This window comes from Ectopseudomonas guguanensis (assembly GCF_900104265.1).
Taxonomy (GTDB): Bacteria; Pseudomonadota; Gammaproteobacteria; order Pseudomonadales; family Pseudomonadaceae; genus Aquipseudomonas; species Aquipseudomonas guguanensis.
In genome coordinates, this window is record NZ_FNJJ01000017.1 from 1 (window position 1) to 16,380 (window position 16,380).

The 16,380-nt window shown below is 63.2% G+C and carries 14 protein-coding genes; 10 read left to right on the plus strand and 4 right to left on the minus strand.

Going from position 1 to position 16,380, the window contains the following annotated elements; genetic code table 11:
• From BLS61_RS23575 to BLS61_RS21275, 3 genes are all read right to left on the minus strand, one after another.
• On the minus strand, positions 1 to 2,579 hold a 2,579-nt coding region (locus BLS61_RS23575; RefSeq protein ID WP_139205581.1), incomplete at its 3' end, for a calcium-binding protein.
• Between the two features lie 183 nt (positions 2,580 to 2,762).
• Positions 2,763 to 4,178: an HlyD family type I secretion periplasmic adaptor subunit gene (locus BLS61_RS21270; protein WP_090434368.1), complete on the minus strand. Its 1,416-nt coding sequence runs from the start codon at positions 4,176 to 4,178 to the stop codon at positions 2,763 to 2,765.
• Entirely contained in the window at positions 4,175 to 6,331 is a 2,157-nt protein-coding gene (locus tag BLS61_RS21275; protein ID WP_090434371.1) for a type I secretion system permease/ATPase, read from the minus strand. Before BLS61_RS21275 ends, BLS61_RS21270 begins: the two co-directional genes overlap by 4 nt.
• 325 nt (positions 6,332 to 6,656) lie before the next feature.
• On the opposite strand from BLS61_RS21275, the gene BLS61_RS21280 reads away from it, so the two are divergent.
• The 10 genes from BLS61_RS21280 to madM all read left to right on the plus strand — a co-directional run bounded on the left by BLS61_RS21280 (position 6,657) and on the right by madM (position 15,109).
• Positions 6,657 to 7,634: a GGDEF domain-containing protein gene (locus BLS61_RS21280; RefSeq protein WP_090434374.1), complete on the plus strand. Its 978-nt coding sequence runs from the start codon at positions 6,657 to 6,659 to the stop codon at positions 7,632 to 7,634.
• 105 nt (positions 7,635 to 7,739) lie between these two features.
• Positions 7,740 to 9,407, plus strand: coding sequence for a malonate decarboxylase subunit alpha (gene mdcA / locus BLS61_RS21285; RefSeq protein ID WP_090434376.1), 1,668 nt, complete (start codon positions 7,740 to 7,742; stop codon positions 9,405 to 9,407).
• Positions 9,407 to 10,285 (plus strand): triphosphoribosyl-dephospho-CoA synthase, encoded by an 879-nt coding sequence (locus BLS61_RS21290; RefSeq protein ID WP_090434379.1) that lies wholly within the window; start codon positions 9,407 to 9,409, stop codon positions 10,283 to 10,285. The genes mdcA and BLS61_RS21290 overlap by 1 nt, the downstream gene beginning before the upstream one ends.
• Position 10,286: 1 nt before the next feature.
• The gene (locus BLS61_RS21295) at positions 10,287 to 10,586 is read left to right on the plus strand and encodes a malonate decarboxylase subunit delta (RefSeq protein WP_090434382.1); all 300 of its coding nucleotides are present in this window, start codon (positions 10,287 to 10,289) and stop codon (positions 10,584 to 10,586) included.
• Positions 10,579 to 11,430 carry a biotin-independent malonate decarboxylase subunit beta gene (locus BLS61_RS21300; RefSeq protein ID WP_090434385.1) on the plus strand — a complete coding sequence of 284 codons (852 nt, stop codon included), beginning with the start codon at positions 10,579 to 10,581 and terminating at the stop codon, positions 11,428 to 11,430. Before BLS61_RS21295 ends, BLS61_RS21300 begins: the two co-directional genes overlap by 8 nt.
• Before the next feature lie 2 nt (positions 11,431 to 11,432).
• Positions 11,433 to 12,239, plus strand: a complete 807-nt coding sequence (gene mdcE / locus BLS61_RS21305; protein WP_090434388.1) for a biotin-independent malonate decarboxylase subunit gamma — start codon at positions 11,433 to 11,435, stop codon at positions 12,237 to 12,239.
• A 77-nt stretch (positions 12,240 to 12,316) separates the two neighbouring features.
• The gene (locus tag BLS61_RS21310) at positions 12,317 to 12,952 is read left to right on the plus strand and encodes a malonate decarboxylase holo-ACP synthase (RefSeq protein WP_090434390.1); all 636 of its coding nucleotides are present in this window, start codon (positions 12,317 to 12,319) and stop codon (positions 12,950 to 12,952) included.
• Positions 12,949 to 13,875: a malonate decarboxylase subunit epsilon gene (mdcH, locus tag BLS61_RS21315; protein ID WP_090434394.1), complete on the plus strand. Its 927-nt coding sequence runs from the start codon at positions 12,949 to 12,951 to the stop codon at positions 13,873 to 13,875. Before BLS61_RS21310 ends, mdcH begins: the two co-directional genes overlap by 4 nt.
• Positions 13,876 to 13,937: 62 nt before the next feature.
• The gene (gene madL / locus BLS61_RS21320) at positions 13,938 to 14,339 is read left to right on the plus strand and encodes a malonate transporter subunit MadL (RefSeq protein WP_024306335.1); all 402 of its coding nucleotides are present in this window, start codon (positions 13,938 to 13,940) and stop codon (positions 14,337 to 14,339) included.
• 5 nt (positions 14,340 to 14,344) lie between these two features.
• On the plus strand, positions 14,345 to 15,109 hold the full coding sequence (gene madM, locus BLS61_RS21325) for a malonate transporter subunit MadM (protein ID WP_024306336.1): 765 nt from the start codon (positions 14,345 to 14,347) through the stop codon (positions 15,107 to 15,109).
• Positions 15,110 to 15,246: 137 nt separating this feature from the next.
• On the opposite strand, the gene BLS61_RS21330 is transcribed toward madM, so the two are convergent.
• Entirely contained in the window at positions 15,247 to 16,158 is a 912-nt protein-coding gene (locus BLS61_RS21330; RefSeq protein WP_090434398.1) for a LysR family transcriptional regulator, read from the minus strand.
• Positions 16,159 to 16,380: the final 222 nt, after the last annotated feature.

Consider the following 16,380-nt stretch of genomic DNA (forward strand, 5'->3'; position numbering starts at 1 on the left):
TTACCCTCGCCTCCGAGCAGCAGATCGTTGCCATTGCCGCCGTCGAGGATGTCGTTGCCGGCTCCACCGATCAGGGTGTCGTTACCGTTCTCACCATAGAGGCGGTCATCGCCTGCTCCGCCGTCGAGGACATCGTCACCGTCCTGACCGTAGAGATAGTCATTACCCAGGCCACCGCTGATGGTGTCATCGGTGGCATAACCGGTAAGGGTGTCGTTGCCATCGGTGCTCTGAATCGACATGACCTTGACCTGATCGATTGTCCAGGTGGTGCCATTGGCGAAACGGATCTCTTCGAGCTTGTAGGCACTGGTGCCGTCGCTGTTGAAGTAGCTGGTAACGGTGATCTTGTCAGTGCTGCCCTTGAGCGACAGGATCAGGTTGGTGCTGGAGCGGGTGATGACGATGTCATCAGGCGTGATGTCGTCGGCGAAGACGATGGCATCGACCTTGTTGGTGCCGGTGTCGTAGTTGTTGATGGTGTCCTGGCCCCAGCCACGGCTGAAACGGTAGGTATCGCTACCTGCGTCGCCGCTGAGGGTGTCATTGCCAGTGCCCCCATCAAGCACATCATTGCCATTGCCGCCGTACAGGCGGTCAGCACCGGCACCACCGAATATCACGTCATTGCCGTCGTTACCATAGAGACGATCATCGCCGGCGCCACCATCCAGGAAGTCTGAGCCGCCATTCCCGGTCAGGAAGTCATTACCCGCTTCGCCGAAAAGAAAATCTGTATGGTCGCCACCGGTCAGTGTGCTATTCGTGCTTGAATCAATAATTACTGTGCTGGAAGCGCCCAACTGTTTCTGGAGGTCTTCGATTTGTACCGCATTCAGTTGGCGTACCCATTCCCCCGCGATAGCCACTTCGTTGGATGCCCAGCCAATGGTGCCTGCGACAGCCGAGCCAAACTCGAGAAGATCAACAACACCCTTGACAGGATTTTCCGTATGAACCTGCGCCAGTTTGCCTAGTGCACCGCTGAAGTCTACAGTGGCACCCTCTTCAGACAGTGCTATAGACACTGCATCAAGATAGGGCTTGAGGCGAGTCTGGAGCAACAGACCCTCATATACAGAACTTACCAACGCCTCGTATGCGGCCCTGATGTACTTCTCTTGGTTCGGCCCAAAGGAGAATCCTTCCTCTGTAAGGTAATAAGTGGAACCAAAGGCAATTGAGCCGCCTCCCGCGCTACCTGACCGACCTTGGGAGCCAGCTGCGAAGGAGATACTGATCTCTCCATCTTTGCCGTCATCATTGGTTGGCTTAAAGTCAAAGAAGTACTGGCCATTGAATACTTCCAGCACGCGTACCATCTCTAGTAGTTCCTTTCTCCGCAACTGCTCGGCAGTTGGGGAGGGGGCTTGCTGAATTTCACCTGGCGCAATAGAACCGCTACCAGTACCGCCCCCACTGGTTGAGCCCGAGCTGAGGAGTGGCGCCCTGTCAATTTCCCAAGAATAAGCAAACTTAATATCGTAAATCTTGCCATCAGCTAGATCGGATATGCGCTCGTCGAATGTGCGGAAGTCAGCGCTATCAGCCCAAGCGCTAATTAATTTATCCAGTAGTACCTGTTGTTCCTGGCGGCTGCCGGCAACCGAGTATTCGCCTAAAATATTTTTTAGGTTATTACTTGTTGCTGCTGCCTCGCGTAGGTCACGTACGGCACCCGAGCCATACATGTTGGGGGCGTCAGCCAACTCAGCTGGAATCTCGATGCGGTCGCCGAACTCGCGGTAGAAAGGGTTGTTTTCGAAGTAGACATCGCCGCTGACGCCGGTGCCTCCACCCCGGTTTTCCTCCCATTCGAAGGTGCTGAAGCCATCGATGTGATTGTTATTGCCCAAGTTTAGGCGTTTGCCGTCTGACTCCGTATTGATGCTTTTGATACCCAGTTCATCTAGGGTGAACAATTCGCCACCTTGGCTAATACCGTCACTATTGAGGTCCCGCCATACACGCAGGTCGCTCCAGACAGCATCGCCAGCATCCAGCTTACCATCGCCATTTGCGTCGACAGCTTTCATGGCTTCGAAGCCGTCACGGGCTTTCTGTCCATTGGCTAGTAGGGTGTTCTCGCCGAATAGCTCTAGGCCGCTGTCGATGGTTCCATTGCCATTGCGATCTAGAACCAGTAGACCATCGTCTGACCCGACCCAACCAGAACCATGCTTGTCGCCGTCGCCATCGTGGTCGAACAACACCCGGCCTTCTGCGCCGAACGTCTCTATACCATCGCCGTCAAGGTCAAGAACTATGGGAGAGGCGGTACGATTGGCTAAATTTAAATTGGTATTGGTATCTGGACTGATATGTCTGTCATATGCGAGAGCATCTCTAAGAGCCTGATTGTGTGCATTAATAGAGTTAAACACAGGTTTGAGGTTAACGTCTCCGCCTAGAAGTTGTTCGGCTGTTTCTCTGGCGCCCTCTTGGTTGTCGGGGCTCCACGGTTCGCCCCCAGACTTCCACGCGGTATAGGCGGCCTTTAGGGCATTGGTGACAGAGTCTGTTGCATATTTGTTGCGATAGTCTACATGTGGCTCAGCATTTGTGTTTTGTTGCGACATGATAACCTCCTTGTGTTGATTGCTCTGTAGATTAACTATTTTTGGTGTGCGTTTGGTTGGGCAGCATGCGCTGCTGCTTGCGCAATAGATGATGCAGAGTTAGTAACTTTGTAAGTTCCTATGGTGCTAACGATTCTATTGTCTGCTTTTTCTGGGGGCTTTGAGTTATTTAAATTTACTTTGCTATCTTTCAGAAAGGCTTTCGCTCTGATGTTGCTTTAGCGGACTGAGGAAATAATCGATCACCTTCCTCTTATCCGTCTTCACCTCTGCCCTGATCGACATTCCCGGCGTCAATGGCACCTGCTGACTGCCCACCAGAATGCTGTTCTCCTTGAGCTGTATCCGCGTGCTGTACACCAGCCCCAGGCGTTCATCCTCAATGGCATCGTCAGAGATGCTCTGCACGGTGCCGTGCACCACGCCGTACTTGGTGAAGGTGAAAGTGTCCACTTTGACCTCCACCTCCTGGCCGGGACGCACGAACCCGATGTCCTTGTTCTCCAACAGGGCTTCGACTTCCACAGGCTGATTGCTGGGTACGATGACCATCAGCGGCTGGGCCTCGGTCACCACGCCACCAGAGGTATGGATGGCCAGTTGCTGGACGGTACCGTCTACCGGGGCGGTGAGGTGCATCAGGCGGTTGCGCTGCTCGGCCTTGCTCAGTTCCTGTTGCAGGGCGGCGGCACGCTGCTCGGACTCGTGCAGCAGGTCGAGCATCGCCCGGCGCGTCTGCGCCAGTACGCTCTGACGGCGGCTTTCGGCCTGTTGTTTCGCGGCTTGAAGTTCCAGCACGCGGGCTTGCTGCACGGCCAGCTCGCGCTCCTGATTTAGGCGCTGCTGTTCCTTTTCCAGGTAGGCATGCTTGGCGACATAGGCCTTGTCCAGCAGGCGTTTGTAGTCCGCGGCCAGCTGCTGGGCAATGGGTAGCGATTCCTGCAATTTGGACACCCAGGCGCGGGCGGCCTGGATCTCCGCCGTGCGCTGGGCGATCTCGGCGTCGCTCTGCTGCAATGCGCTTTGCAGTTCCAGGTATTGGCCTCTCAGCCAGGTCTGTGCCGACAGCTGCTGTGACTCGGAGGCTTGCGGGATCCGGCCTACCAGGGATGCCGGGTCGCGACTCTCCTCAATCGCATCGAGCAATGCGCTCGCGCGAGCGGTATCGACCTGTGCCGCCAGCAGGTCGCTTTGCAGGCGCTGGACATCCGCACCGGTGATCTGAGTATCCAGTTCGACCAGTACCTCACCGGCCTTTACGGTCTGCCCGTCATAGACATGAATGGCCTTGACCACCGCCACTTCGCTGGGCTGGATGACCTTGCTCTTGCCACTGGGTACGATCTTGCCAGTCGCGGTGGCGACCACGTCGATTTCGCCGATACAGGCCCAGAGCAACGCTAGGACGGCGAAGGCAATGATTGTCCACTGGATGATCCGTGGCGCGGGGTGTACCGGCGCTTCCTGCAAGGCCAGCGCAGCGGGCAGAAAGTGCACTTCGTGATTCAGGCGTGGTGGAGCATCCATTGCTTTGCGGTTACGCCAGGAGTGGCGCCAGGCCTGGCGGTAGCGGTTGATCAAGTCGCGCTTGGCACTCATGCGGCACCGCCTTGTTGCAGACGGTGCAAGCGAGAGTAGTGGCCGGCTTGATGGGTAAGCAGCTCAGCATGGCTGCCCTGCTCGACGATCTGCCCTCGATCCATGACCAGTATGCGGTTGGCATCGCGTACCGCGCTCAGGCGGTGCGCGATGATGATCACCGTGCGCCCTTTACAGATGGCCTGCATGTTCTGCTGGATGATGCGCTCGGACTCATAGTCCAGGGCGCTGGTGGCCTCGTCGAAAATGAGGATGCGCGGGTTGCCGATCAGTGCGCGTGCAATGGCGATTCGTTGGCGCTGCCCGCCGGACAGCGAGGCGCCGTGCTCGCCGACCACCGTGTCGTAGCCTTCCGGCAGCTCCAGGATGAACTCGTGAGCACCAGCCATCTTGGCCGCCTGCATCACCTGCTCGATGGGCGCGCCCGGATCGGTCAACGCGATGTTCTCGCGGATGCTGCGGGCGAACAGCATGTTGTCCTGCAACACCACGCCGATCTGCCGGCGCAGGGAGGAGACGTCGGCTAGCGCCAGGTCCATGCCATCGACCAGCACCCGGCCGCGCTCAGGGGTATAGAGGCGCTGCAACAGTCGAGTCAGGGTGCTCTTGCCCGAGCCGGAGCGACCGACCACGCCGATCACTTCGCCGGCGTGAATCTGCAAGCTGATGCCACGCAGAATCTCCGAACCGTCCGGACGATAGCGGAAGTGCACCTGGTCGAACTCGATCTGCCCCTTTAGCGGCGGCAGGGCACTGCGAGTCGCCTGGGACAGTTCGGTGCGGGTATTGAGGATATCGCCCAGGCGCTGCACTGAGACCCCAGTCTGCTGGAAGTTGGTCCACAGCTGGGCCAGGCGCATGATCGGCTGCGACACCCGCCCGGCTAGCATGTTGAAGGCGATCAACTGACCCACGGTCAGATCGCCCTCGATCACCAGGCGCGCGCCCAGCCAGAGCGTGGCAACGGTGACCAGCTTGCCGACGAAGCCGACGCTTTCATTGGCAATGGCCGACAGATTCTGCGTCTTGAAACTGGCAGCGACGTAGCCCGCAAGCTGGTTGTCCCACTTGCGGTTGATCTGCGGCTCGACTGCCATGGCCTTCAGGGTGTCGATGCCATTGACTGTCTCGACCAGAAAGGCCTGGTTCTCCGCGCCGCGCGTGAAGCTTTCGTTGAGGCGGGCGCGAAGCATTGGGGTGATCAGCAGCGAGATCACGAAGTACAGCGGCAGCGACAGAATCACCACTAGGGTGAGCCAGCCGCTGTAATAGAACATCACAGCAATGAAAACCACCGAGAACAACACATCGAGAACCAGCGTGATGGCATTGCCGGTGAGGAAACTGCGAATGTTCTCCAACTCGCGCACCCGTGCCACCGAATCGCCGACCCGGCGCGCCTGGAAATAGGCCAGTGGCAAGGTCACCAGATGACGAAAAAGCTTCGACCCCAGCTCCACGTCGATACGGCTGGCCGTGTGGGCGAACACATAGCTGCGCAAGCCCGACAGCAGGGTCTCGAAGATCATGATGCCGAGCAGGCCTATGGCGATCACATCCAGTGTCGACAGGCCCCGGTGCACCAGCACCTTGTCCATCACCACTTGGAAGAACAGCGGTGTGAGCAGCGCGAAGATCTGCAGCACGAAGGACACCAGCAATACTTCGCCGAGCAGCTTGCGGTATTTGACGATGGCCGGGATGAACCAGGTGAAGTCGAAGCGCGACAGGTCGCCTGCCATCGAGGCTTCGGAGCGGATCAGGATCAGCTCGCCGCTCCAGCGCTCTTGTAACTGCTCGAGTGCAATGACTTCCGGGCGCTGCATCTGCGGATCGTGGATCAGCGCCTGGCCTTTGCCCTCGTCGAGGCGGGCGATGATGAAGAAGCGGCCGTCTCGGTCGGCGGCCATGGCCGGCAAAGGCGTGTGCGCGAGGCGCTCGAGCGAGCTGCGCGCGGACTTCGCTTTAAGACCGAGCTTTTTTGCCGCCAGCAGCAATTCGGCGCGGCCAAAAGCGCGACCGTCGTCGGCGAACTCATGGGCGAGCTGTTCAGGTGAGGCAGCCACGTTATGGAAACGGGCCAGCATGACCAGGCAGGCCAGGCCGGTGTCTACGGCAGGCGCACCGGTAGAACCCTGATGTTCGTCGGACATTTGCATTCCTTTGCGGCGAGTGCCCGCCCGACATTGGGCCGGGCCTCAAGTAACTAGCGCGGGAATGTACTTGATGGCCTGATGCCATGTGAAGAGCCGCCATCCCGTAGCGTGAGCTGGAACGGAATAATGCAAAGCATGTCACAGGTCACCTGCGGCCCGTGGCGCAAAGCACGGGATGACAATGGGGTGCGCGGCGCGCACCATTGGCGCGAGTCTCTGTTGTGCACAGCGCACTCTACGGCTCCTTTGCCGCGAACGGCATCGAGACCGCCGCTGCGCTGGTGTATAAGGAAACCTCGCCTTCTCGACACTCCGGGCCACCATGAGCCAAGCCGCAGCAACCGACAGCGCCGTCTACAAGACTCTGCTCGAATCCACCCGGGCGATCCCCTGGAAGATCGACTGGAAGACCATGACCTTCGCCTATATCGGCCCGCAGATCGAGACGCTGCTGGGCTGGTCGCAGGCCAGTTGGGTCAGCGCCGAGGACTGGGCCGCGCGCATGCACCCGGAGGATCGCGAGCGGGTGGTGGGCTTCTGCGTGTCGCAGTCGCAGAACGGTGTCGACCACGAGGCCGACTACCGCGCGCTGACCGCCGCCGGCGACTACGTGTGGATCCGCGACGTGGTGCACGTGGTGCGCGACGACAACGGCGAGGTGGACGCGCTGATCGGCTTCATGTTCGACATCAGCGAACGCAAGAAGACCGAGGAGCAGCTGCTGACCCTGCAGAAGCAGCTGGAGGAGTATTCGTACAAGGATGGGCTGACCGGCGTGGCCAACCGGCGCATGTTCGACACGGTGCTGGCCAGCGAATGGGCCAACGCCCAGCGTAGTCAGCAGCCGCTGTCACTGATCCTGCTGGATATCGACCACTTCAAGCAGTACAACGACCATTACGGCCATGTTCAAGGCGACGATTGCCTGAAGAGCGTCGGCCAGGCGCTGAGCCTCGCGGTCAACAGGCCGCGGGATTTCGTCGGGCGCTTCGGTGGCGAGGAGTTCGTGCTGGTACTGCCGGAAACCGACGAGGCCGCCGCCCGGCACATCGCCGAACGCTGCCGCCAGCAGGTGCGCCAGCAGCGCATCGCCCATGAACGCTCTTCGGTGTCATCCCTGCTCACCATCAGCCTCGGAGTGGGCAGCATCGTGCCGGGTGCCCATGACCGTTCGCTGGATTTCCTCAACGCTGTCGACAAGCTGCTCTACCAGGCCAAGCAGCGCGGTCGTGACCGCCTGGAAGTAGCGGGCATGACTGCCCAATCACCAGGAGGCGATGCCGCCGACGCCCGTGCTTGAGCAATCGTTAACCTGGGCGTAACGATTGCGCCACCTGCTTGATTGATGACCACAGGGTCGCGCTCCTAAGGTGCCTCCACGACAGCGGAACTCGTGGAGTCTTCAATGACAACAACAATATCCCCACCGCCGCAGTGGTCGCGCCGTCGCGCGGAAAAGGCGCGGCGACTCGATCAGGTGCGCAATCTCGCCGATGGCGTGGTGCTGCCTAGCGACAAGATGGTCGCGGTGCTCGAAGCGCTGATCGCCCCCGGCGACCGCGTGGTGCTCGAGGGCAACAACCAGAAGCAGGCGGATTTCCTCTCCCGCTCGCTGGCCAAGGCCGACCCCGGCCGCCTGCACGACCTGCACATGATCATGCCCAGCGTCAGCCGCGCCGAGCACCTCGATCTGTTCGAACGCGGCATCGCCCGCAAGCTGGACTTCTCCTTCGCCGGGCCGCAGAGCCTGCGCATCGGCCAGTTGCTCGAAGACGGGCAGATGGAAGTCGGCGCCATCCACACCTATATCGAGCTGTACTCGCGCCTGCTGGTGGATCTGATCCCCAATGTCGCGCTGGTCGCGGGCTTCCAGGCCGACCGCCACGGCAACATCTACACCGGGCCGAGCACCGAGGACACTCCGGCGTTGGTCGAACCCACGGCGTTTTCCGACGGCATCGTGATCTTCCAGGTCAACGAGATCGTCGACGAGCTGCCGCGTGTGGACATCCCTGCCTCCTGGGTCGACTTCGTGGTGGTGGCCGACAAGCCCTTCTACATCGAGCCGCTGTTCACCCGCGACCCGCGCCATATCAAGCCGGTGCACGTGCTGATGGCGATGATGGCGATCCGTGGCATCTACGAAAAACACAAGGTGCAGTCGCTCAACCATGGCATCGGTTTCAACACCGCCGCCATCGAGCTGATCCTGCCCACCTACGGCGAATCGCTGGGCCTGAAAGGCAAGATCTGCCGCAACTGGACGCTCAACCCGCACCCGACGCTGATTCCGGCCATCGAGACCGGCTGGGTGGAAAGCGTGCACTGCTTCGGCACCGAGCTGGGCATGGAGAACTACATCGCCCAGCGCCCGGACGTGTTCTTCACCGGCCGCGACGGTTCCATGCGCTCCAATCGCATGATGTGCCAGCTGGCTGGGCAGTACGCGGTGGACCTGTTTATCGGCGCCACTTTGCAGGTGGACGGCGATGGTCATTCCTCCACCGTGACCCGTGGGCGCCTGGCCGGCTTCGGCGGTGCGCCGAACATGGGCCACGACCCGCGCGGCCGGCGGCACAGCACACCGGCCTGGCTGGACATGGCGACGCCCGGCGGCGAAGGCCCGGTGACTCTGCTCGAACGCGGCAAGAAGCTGGTGGTGCAGATGGTCGAAACCTTTCAGGAGGGCGGCAAGCCCACCTTCGTCGAGCGCCTGGATGCCGTCGACGTAGCGAAGAAGGCCGGTATGCCGCTGGCGCCGATCATGATCTACGGCGATGACGTCACTCACCTGCTGACCGAAGAGGGCATCGCCTACCTGTACAAGGCGCGCACCCTCGAAGAGCGCCAGGCGATGATCGCCGCGGTGGCCGGGGTGACCGCAATCGGCCTGCGCCACGACCCGAAAGACACCGCACGCATGCGCCGCGAAGGGCTGATCGCCTTGCCCGAAGACCTCGGCATCCGCCGCACCGATGCCAGCCGTGAACTGCTCGCGGCCAAGAGCATCGCCGAGCTGGTCGAGTGGTCGGGCGGCCTGTACAACCCGCCCGCCAAATTCAGGAGCTGGTGATGAATGCACTGACTGCAATTCAGCCGAAGCTTTCTTTAGGGGATTGGCTGGCCGATCTGGCGGTGGACGCGCTGATCGACGAGGCCGACCTGTCGCCCAAGCCGGGCCTGGTCGACCGGCGTGGCAGCGGCGCGCACACCGACCTGCACCTCGGCCTGATGCACGCTTCGGCGCTGGCCCTGTGGCCCAGCTTCAAGGCCATGGCCGAGGCCGCGCAGCAATGTGGCGAGATCGACCTGCATCTGCGTGAAACGGTCGGACTCATTGGCCGCGAAGGCGAGGTGGAGATGCTGCGCGTTACCGGCGGCGTCAACACCCATCGCGGCGCGATCTGGGCGCTGGGGCTGCTCAGTGCCGCTGCCGCATTGGAACCCCGTGAGCTGGCGCCAGCTCAAGTCGCCCTGCGTGCCGCGCGCCTGGCCCTGCTCGATGACCGCGCCGCCCCGGTGACTGGCGACAGCCATGGCGCCCAGGTCTGCCGCCTGTATGGCGTACACGGCGCACGCGAAGAGGCGCAGCTGGGCTTTCCTGCGGTGATCCAGCAGGCGCTACCGCAACTGGCGCGCAGCCGCGCCGCCGGGGCCGGGGAGCAGAATGCCCGCCTGGATGCGCTGCTGGCGATCATGACCCAGCTGGCCGACACCTGCGTGCTCTACCGCGCCGGCATGGCCGGGCTGACCCGCATGCAGAGCGGCGCCCGTGCGGTGCTCGCCGCCGGCGGTTGCGCCAGCCTCGACGGGCGCCGCTGCCTGCGCGAGCTGGAGCGCGACATGCTGCACCTGCGTGCCTCGCCTGGCGGCGCTGCCGATCTGCTCGCCGCCACCCTGTTCCTCGACCGCCTGCAGCATGGCCTGCCGGCGCAGCTTGGGAGTCTGTGAAATGGAAACCCTGTCCTTTGAATTCCCCGCCGGGCAACCGGCCAAGGGCCGCGCGCTGGTGGGCTGCGTCGGCTCCGGCGACTTGGAAGTGATGCTCGAACCCGGCCAGGCCGGCACCCTGGCCATCGAAGTGGTCACCTCGGTCAACGGCAGCGCGCCGCGTTGGCAACTGCTGTTCGAACGCATGTTCCGCGAGCAGCAACTGCCGGCGCTGAACATCGCCATTCATGATTTTGGCGCTACGCCCGGCGTGGTGCGCCTGCGCCTGGAACAGGGCCTGGAGGAACTGAACCATGGCTGAGCAGAACATCCAGCGCCTGCTGGCGCAGCGCAGCTTCACTGAACTCGGTGCCCGCGAGCGGGCCCGGGCACTGCTCGATGCCGGCAGCTTCCGCGAGCTGCTCGACCCTTTCGCCCGGCTGATGTCGCCCTGGCTGCCCAAGCAGGGCATCGTGCCCCAGGCCGATGACGGTGTGGTGGTGGCCAAGGGGCTGATCGATGGCGCGCCTGCGGTGGTGGTCGCCATCGAAGGTGCCTTCCAGGGCGGCAGCCTGGGCGAAGTGGGCGGGGCGAAGATCGCAGGCAGCTTGGAGCTGGCCGTCGAGGACAACAAGGGCGGCACGCCGACCCGCGTCGTGCTGCTGCTGGAAACCGGCGGCGTGCGCCTGCAGGAAGCCAACCTGGGCCTGGCGGCCATCGCCGAGATTCAGGCCGCCATCGTCGAGCTGCGCCAGTATCAGCCGGTGATCGGCCTGGTCGCCGGCCCGGTTGGTTGCTTCGGCGGCATGTCCATCGCCGCCGGGCTGTGCAGCTACCTGCTGGTCACTCGTGAGGCGCGCCTGGGTCTCAACGGCCCGCAGGTGATCGAACAGGAAGCCGGGCTGGACGAGTACGACTCGCGCGACCGTCCCTTTATCTGGAGCCTGACCGGCGGCGAGCAGCGCCACGCCAGCGGCCTGGTCGATGGCTATGTGGCCGATGACGTCGAGGCCATTCGCAGCGAGCTGCACGGGCTGCTCGCCAAGGGCAAACCTGAGCTTGAGCGCAGCCGGCGCCACGCCTGGTTCCTCGAGCGCCTGCGCGCTGTCGACACCTCTGTCCAGGCCGATGCCGCTGCCGTGCGCAGCGCCTACCAGGGAGCATGAACATGACAACTGCACAGCAACAACGCGGCCTGCACTGGTTCCAGGCCCTGGCCGGCGATGCTCAGTCGATCCCCGGACTGCCTGCCTCGCTGCGGGTGGCCGATGGCGAACTGGGCGGCCAGGCGGTGCGCTATCTGGCGGTGATCGCCGATGCCAACAATCCATTCCCTCGCGCCCGCAACGGCGAGGTCGGTCTGCTCGAAGGCTGGGGCCTGGCCCAGGCCGTGGACGAGGCCATCGAGGCGGATCGCGACCAGGCGCACAAGCGCGCGCTGATCGCCATCGTCGATGTGCCGAGCCAGGCCTATGGCCGCCGCGAGGAAGCCTATGGCATCCACCAGGCGCTGGCCGGCGCGGTGGACGCCTATGCCCGTGCCCGCCTGGCCGGGCATGCGGTGATCGGCTTGCTGGTGGGCAAGGCCATGTCCGGCGCCTTTCTCGCTCACGGTTACCAGGCCAACCGCCTGATCGCCCTGCGCGACGCCGGGGTGATGGTGCACGCCATGGGCAAGGCCGCTGCCGCGCGCATCACCCTGCGCAGCGTCGACGAGCTGGAGGCGCTGGCCGCCAGCGTGCCGCCGATGGCCTACGACCTAGACAACTACGCCTCGCTGGGCCTGCTGGCGGAGGTGCTCGATGTCGAGCAGGTGACGCAGCCGACGGCGACCGATCTGTCGCTGGTAAAAGACGCCCTGAGCCGGACATTGGCCGATATCGCCGAGGCCCCGCGCGATCTGCGCAATCGCCTGGGCGCCGCCAATCGCGCGGCTTCCTCCAGGGTTCGCGAGGCCCTGCGTGCGCAGTGGTGAGCGTAGGGCGGGTGAAACCCGCCAATCCTGAATGACGTGAAATGGCGGGTTGCACCCGCCCTACGGAGAACGCATCGATGCACCTGACACCCCGTCCACATGATCTGCTCTGGGGCCTGCGCCCGGAGCAACTGCCGCAGGAGGCGCCGGCCTGGGCTCGCGCCGCCCTGGGCGGGCATGTGCCGGTGGTGGTGCGCCGAGCCCCGGCCGAACCCGGTTGGGTTGCGGTCGGTATCCGTGGCGCGGCGCGCGAACAGCGACATGCCGCCTGGATGCGCCTGAGTGATATCAGCCGGCTGGTCAGCCCGCAGGCAGTGGCACGCGCCGGGCGCTGGCGCCATCACCCTCGGCCATATTGGCCGGCGTTGTGCGCGTTGAGTCAGCTGGCGCCGCGTCTCGACGAGCTGAGCCTGGCCTGGGGCGTGACCGGCAGCCTGGGCTTCGAGCTGGCCAGCGGTATCAGCGCCGCGCACCCGGACAGCGATCTCGATCTGTCGCTGCGTGTACCCCATCCGCTTTCGCGCGACGAGGCGCGGGCATTGTGCGCACTGCTGGATCAAGCGCCGGGCCGTATCGACCTGCAACTGGAAACCCCGCACGGCGCTGTGGCGCTGCGCGAATGGGCCGGCGAGGCGTCACGCGTGCTGTTGAAAACCCAGAACGGCCCGCTGCTGGTCAGCGACCCCTGGCGCCTGCAGCAGGTGGCGGCGTGAGTACGCTCTGGGCCTTCCCTGGTCAGGGCGCGCAGCAGCCCGGCATGCTGCATGCCTTGCCCGAGGCACCGGTGGTGCAGGCCTGTATTGAGCAAGCCAGCGCTGCGTTGGACGAGGATGTACGTCTGCTCGATTCGGCCGAAGCGCTGCAAGATACCCGCGCCGTGCAACTCTGCCTGTTGATTGCCGGCGTAGCGGCGGCGCGCGTGCTGAACGAGCGAGGCCATCGTCCGGATATGGTCGCCGGGCTTTCGATCGGCGCCTATGCCGCTGCCGTGGTGGCCGGCGCGCTGCAGTTTGCCGACGCGGTGCGCCTGGTCGCCTTGCGTGGCGAGCTGATGCAGCGCGCCTATCCCGACGGCTACGGCATGACCGCCATCCTTGGCCTCGACCAGGCCAGCATCGAGCGCCTGCTGGCCGATGCCGAGAGCCCGGTGTACCTGGCCAATATCAATGCCGAAACCCAGCTTGTCATTGCCGGCAGCGATGCCGCCATGGCCAAGGTGGCCGAACGTGCTCGCGCCCTCGGTGCTGGCGCGGCAAAGCGCCTGGCGATGAGCGTGCCGTCGCACTGCGAGCTGCTCGATGAGCCGGCTCGCGCGCTGGCCGCCGCCTTTGCCCGCATCGACTTGCGCGCGCCCCAGGTGCGCTACCTGAGCAGCAGCTCGGCGCGGCTGATCCGTGATCCCGAAGCCCTGCGTGATGACCTGGCTTACAACATGAGCCGCGTCGTCGACTGGCAGGCCGCGCTCGTCAATGCCTATGAGCGCGGCGTGCGCCTGCACCTGGAACTGCCACCCGGCGGCGTGCTGACCGGGCTCGCCCGCCGCGTCTTCGAACCGGGCCAGGCAATCGCCTTCGAGGGCGCACGTCTGGATACACTCGACGCCATGTTGCGTCAGGAGGTAAGCCGCGACCGCTGAGCCGTAGCGTTTACCGAAGCACAAGAACAACAACTTCGATACGTAAGACGAGGACAACAACAATGATCATCTACGGTGTCGCCTTTCTGGCGTTCTGCACCCTGGCAGGCATCTTCATCGGAGAGCTGCTGGGCAAACTCATTGGCGTACCCGCCAACGTCGGCGGTGTCGGTATCGCCATGATGCTGCTGATCTTCCTCGGCAGTTACCTGAACAAGCGTGGCCTGTTCACCGGCAAGTCGGAACAGGGCGTGGAATTCTGGAGCGCCATCTACATCCCCATCGTGGTCGCCATGGCCGCTCAGCAGAACGTTTACGGTGCTCTCAGCGGCGGCCCGATGGCGATTCTCGCCGGGACTGCCGCGGTCGCTATCGGCTTCGCGCTGGTTCCCGCACTGAGTCGTATCGGGCAAAAAAAGTCCGATAGCGAAGCTGCCCCCTCCCTGACCAAAGCGCCGCGGTGACTGCCATGTACGAATCTCTGATGAAGGTCATTACCGGCTATAGCCTGCTCAGCGGCTTCGCCATCGTCGGCATCACCATGTGGGTGTCCTACTGGATGTCCGACAAGCTCACCAAGGGACGCCTGCACGGCTCGGCCATCGCCATTTTGCTCGGGCTTTTGCTCTCCTACATCGGTGGCGTTTACACCGGCGGCCAGAAGGGCCTGGTGGACATTCCACTGTTCGCCGGCATCGGCCTGCTCGGCGGCGCCATGCTGCGCGACTTTGCCATTGTCGCCACCGGCTTCGGCGTCAGTGTCGAAGAGCTCAAGCGCGCCGGTTTTGCCGGGGTGCTGGCGCTGTTCGTCGGCGTGCTGGCGTCCTTCGTGGCTGGCGTGGCGGTGGCCATGGCTTTCGGCTACACCGACGTGGTCAGCCTGACCACCATCGGCACCGGCGCGGTGACCTATATCGTTGGCCCGGTCACCGGTGCAGCCATCGGCGCCAGTTCCGACGTGATGGCACTGTCGATTGCCGCCGGCCTGATCAAGGCGATCCTGGTGATGGTCGCCACGCCCTTCATCGCGCCGTATATCGGTCTGAACAATCCGCGCAGCGCGGTGATCTTCGGCGGCCTGATGGGCACCTCCAGCGGCGTGGCTGGCGGCCTGGCGGCGACCGATCCCAAGCTGGTGCCCTACGGTTGCCTCACTGCAGCCTTCTACACCGCCCTGGGCTGCCTGCTTGGCCCATCGCTGCTCTACTTTCTGATGCGCGGCCTTCTAGGCTGACTCTTTGCCCGCCCTTGTGGCGGGCTTTTTATTTTCCGGCCACCCGTTTGTCCCGGTGTGCACACTTGGCGGAAGTCGGCGGACAGTAGGGTGCGCCGTGCGCACCAGGGACCGTCTGCCTAGGTACGTGGCGTCCTCTACGCCTGCCGGCTGTACATCCGGCACTCGGCCAGCAGTGCCAAGAGGTTCGGGTCGCGCTCCTTGGCCTTGAGGAACACCACGCCGATATGCTGCTGCAAGTGGTACTTGGCCTGCAGCGGAATCAGCTTCACCCGGTTCTCGTACACCGCCGCCACGCGCCCCGGCAGCAGGGCGTAGCCGACGCCGGAGCTGACCATGCTGAGCAGGGTGAAGATGTCCTTCACCTGCATCGCCACCTTGGGTTCGAAGCCGGCCTGCTGGAACACCCGCTCGCCATCGCGGAAGGTGGCGTAGCCTTGAGTCAGGGTGATGAAGGTTTGGTCGCGCAGGTCGGCCAGGTCCACCTCGGTGTGATCGGCAAATGGCGAATCGTTGGGCGCGGCGAGGAAAATGTCGTCGGAGAACAGCGGCAGTTGCTCGCAATCCGGGTCGCTGACGCTGTCGTCAAGGGCGATGAGGATGGCGTCCAGTTCCATGTTCTTCAGCTTGTACAGCAGGTCGACGTTGGAGCCGAGCACCAGGTCGATGTTCAGCTCGCTACGCCGCAGCTTCAGGCCCATGATCAGCTGCGGCACGGTCTTCACCGTCAGCGAGTAGAGCGCGCCGAGCTTGAAACGCTCGGCGCCGAAGCCCGCCGCCTCGCGGGTCAGGCGCACCATTTCCTGGGCGTCCTGGATCAGCTTTTGCGCCTTTTCCTCCAGCATATAGGCGCTCTCCAGCGGAATCAGATTGCGCCCCTCGTGCTTGAACAGCGGGCAGCGCAGCGCGCTTTCCAGCGAATGGATGGCGCGGTGCACGCTGACATTGCTGGTCTGCAGCTCGCTGGCGGCACGCGCCAGATTGCCGCTGCGCATGAAGGCGAGAAAGACCTCCAGCTTTTTCAGGGTCAGTTCTTCATCGATCAGCATGGGCCTGTCCTTATCCAGCGATAGGCGATTGTGCCGCATCCACGAGACTCGGCGGCAATCGGTCGTTGCGACTTTGGTGGCAGATGACGCGCTGTCTGAAATGCCCCGTCGTTTGTCATTTCAATAGTGTTGATGTGATTGCCGGTCAGGCACTACCGTAGAAGCAGTCCCGCATCGGCGCAGGCAATGCCTGCGTCAGGCCCACTGTTCGAGGAATTGCGC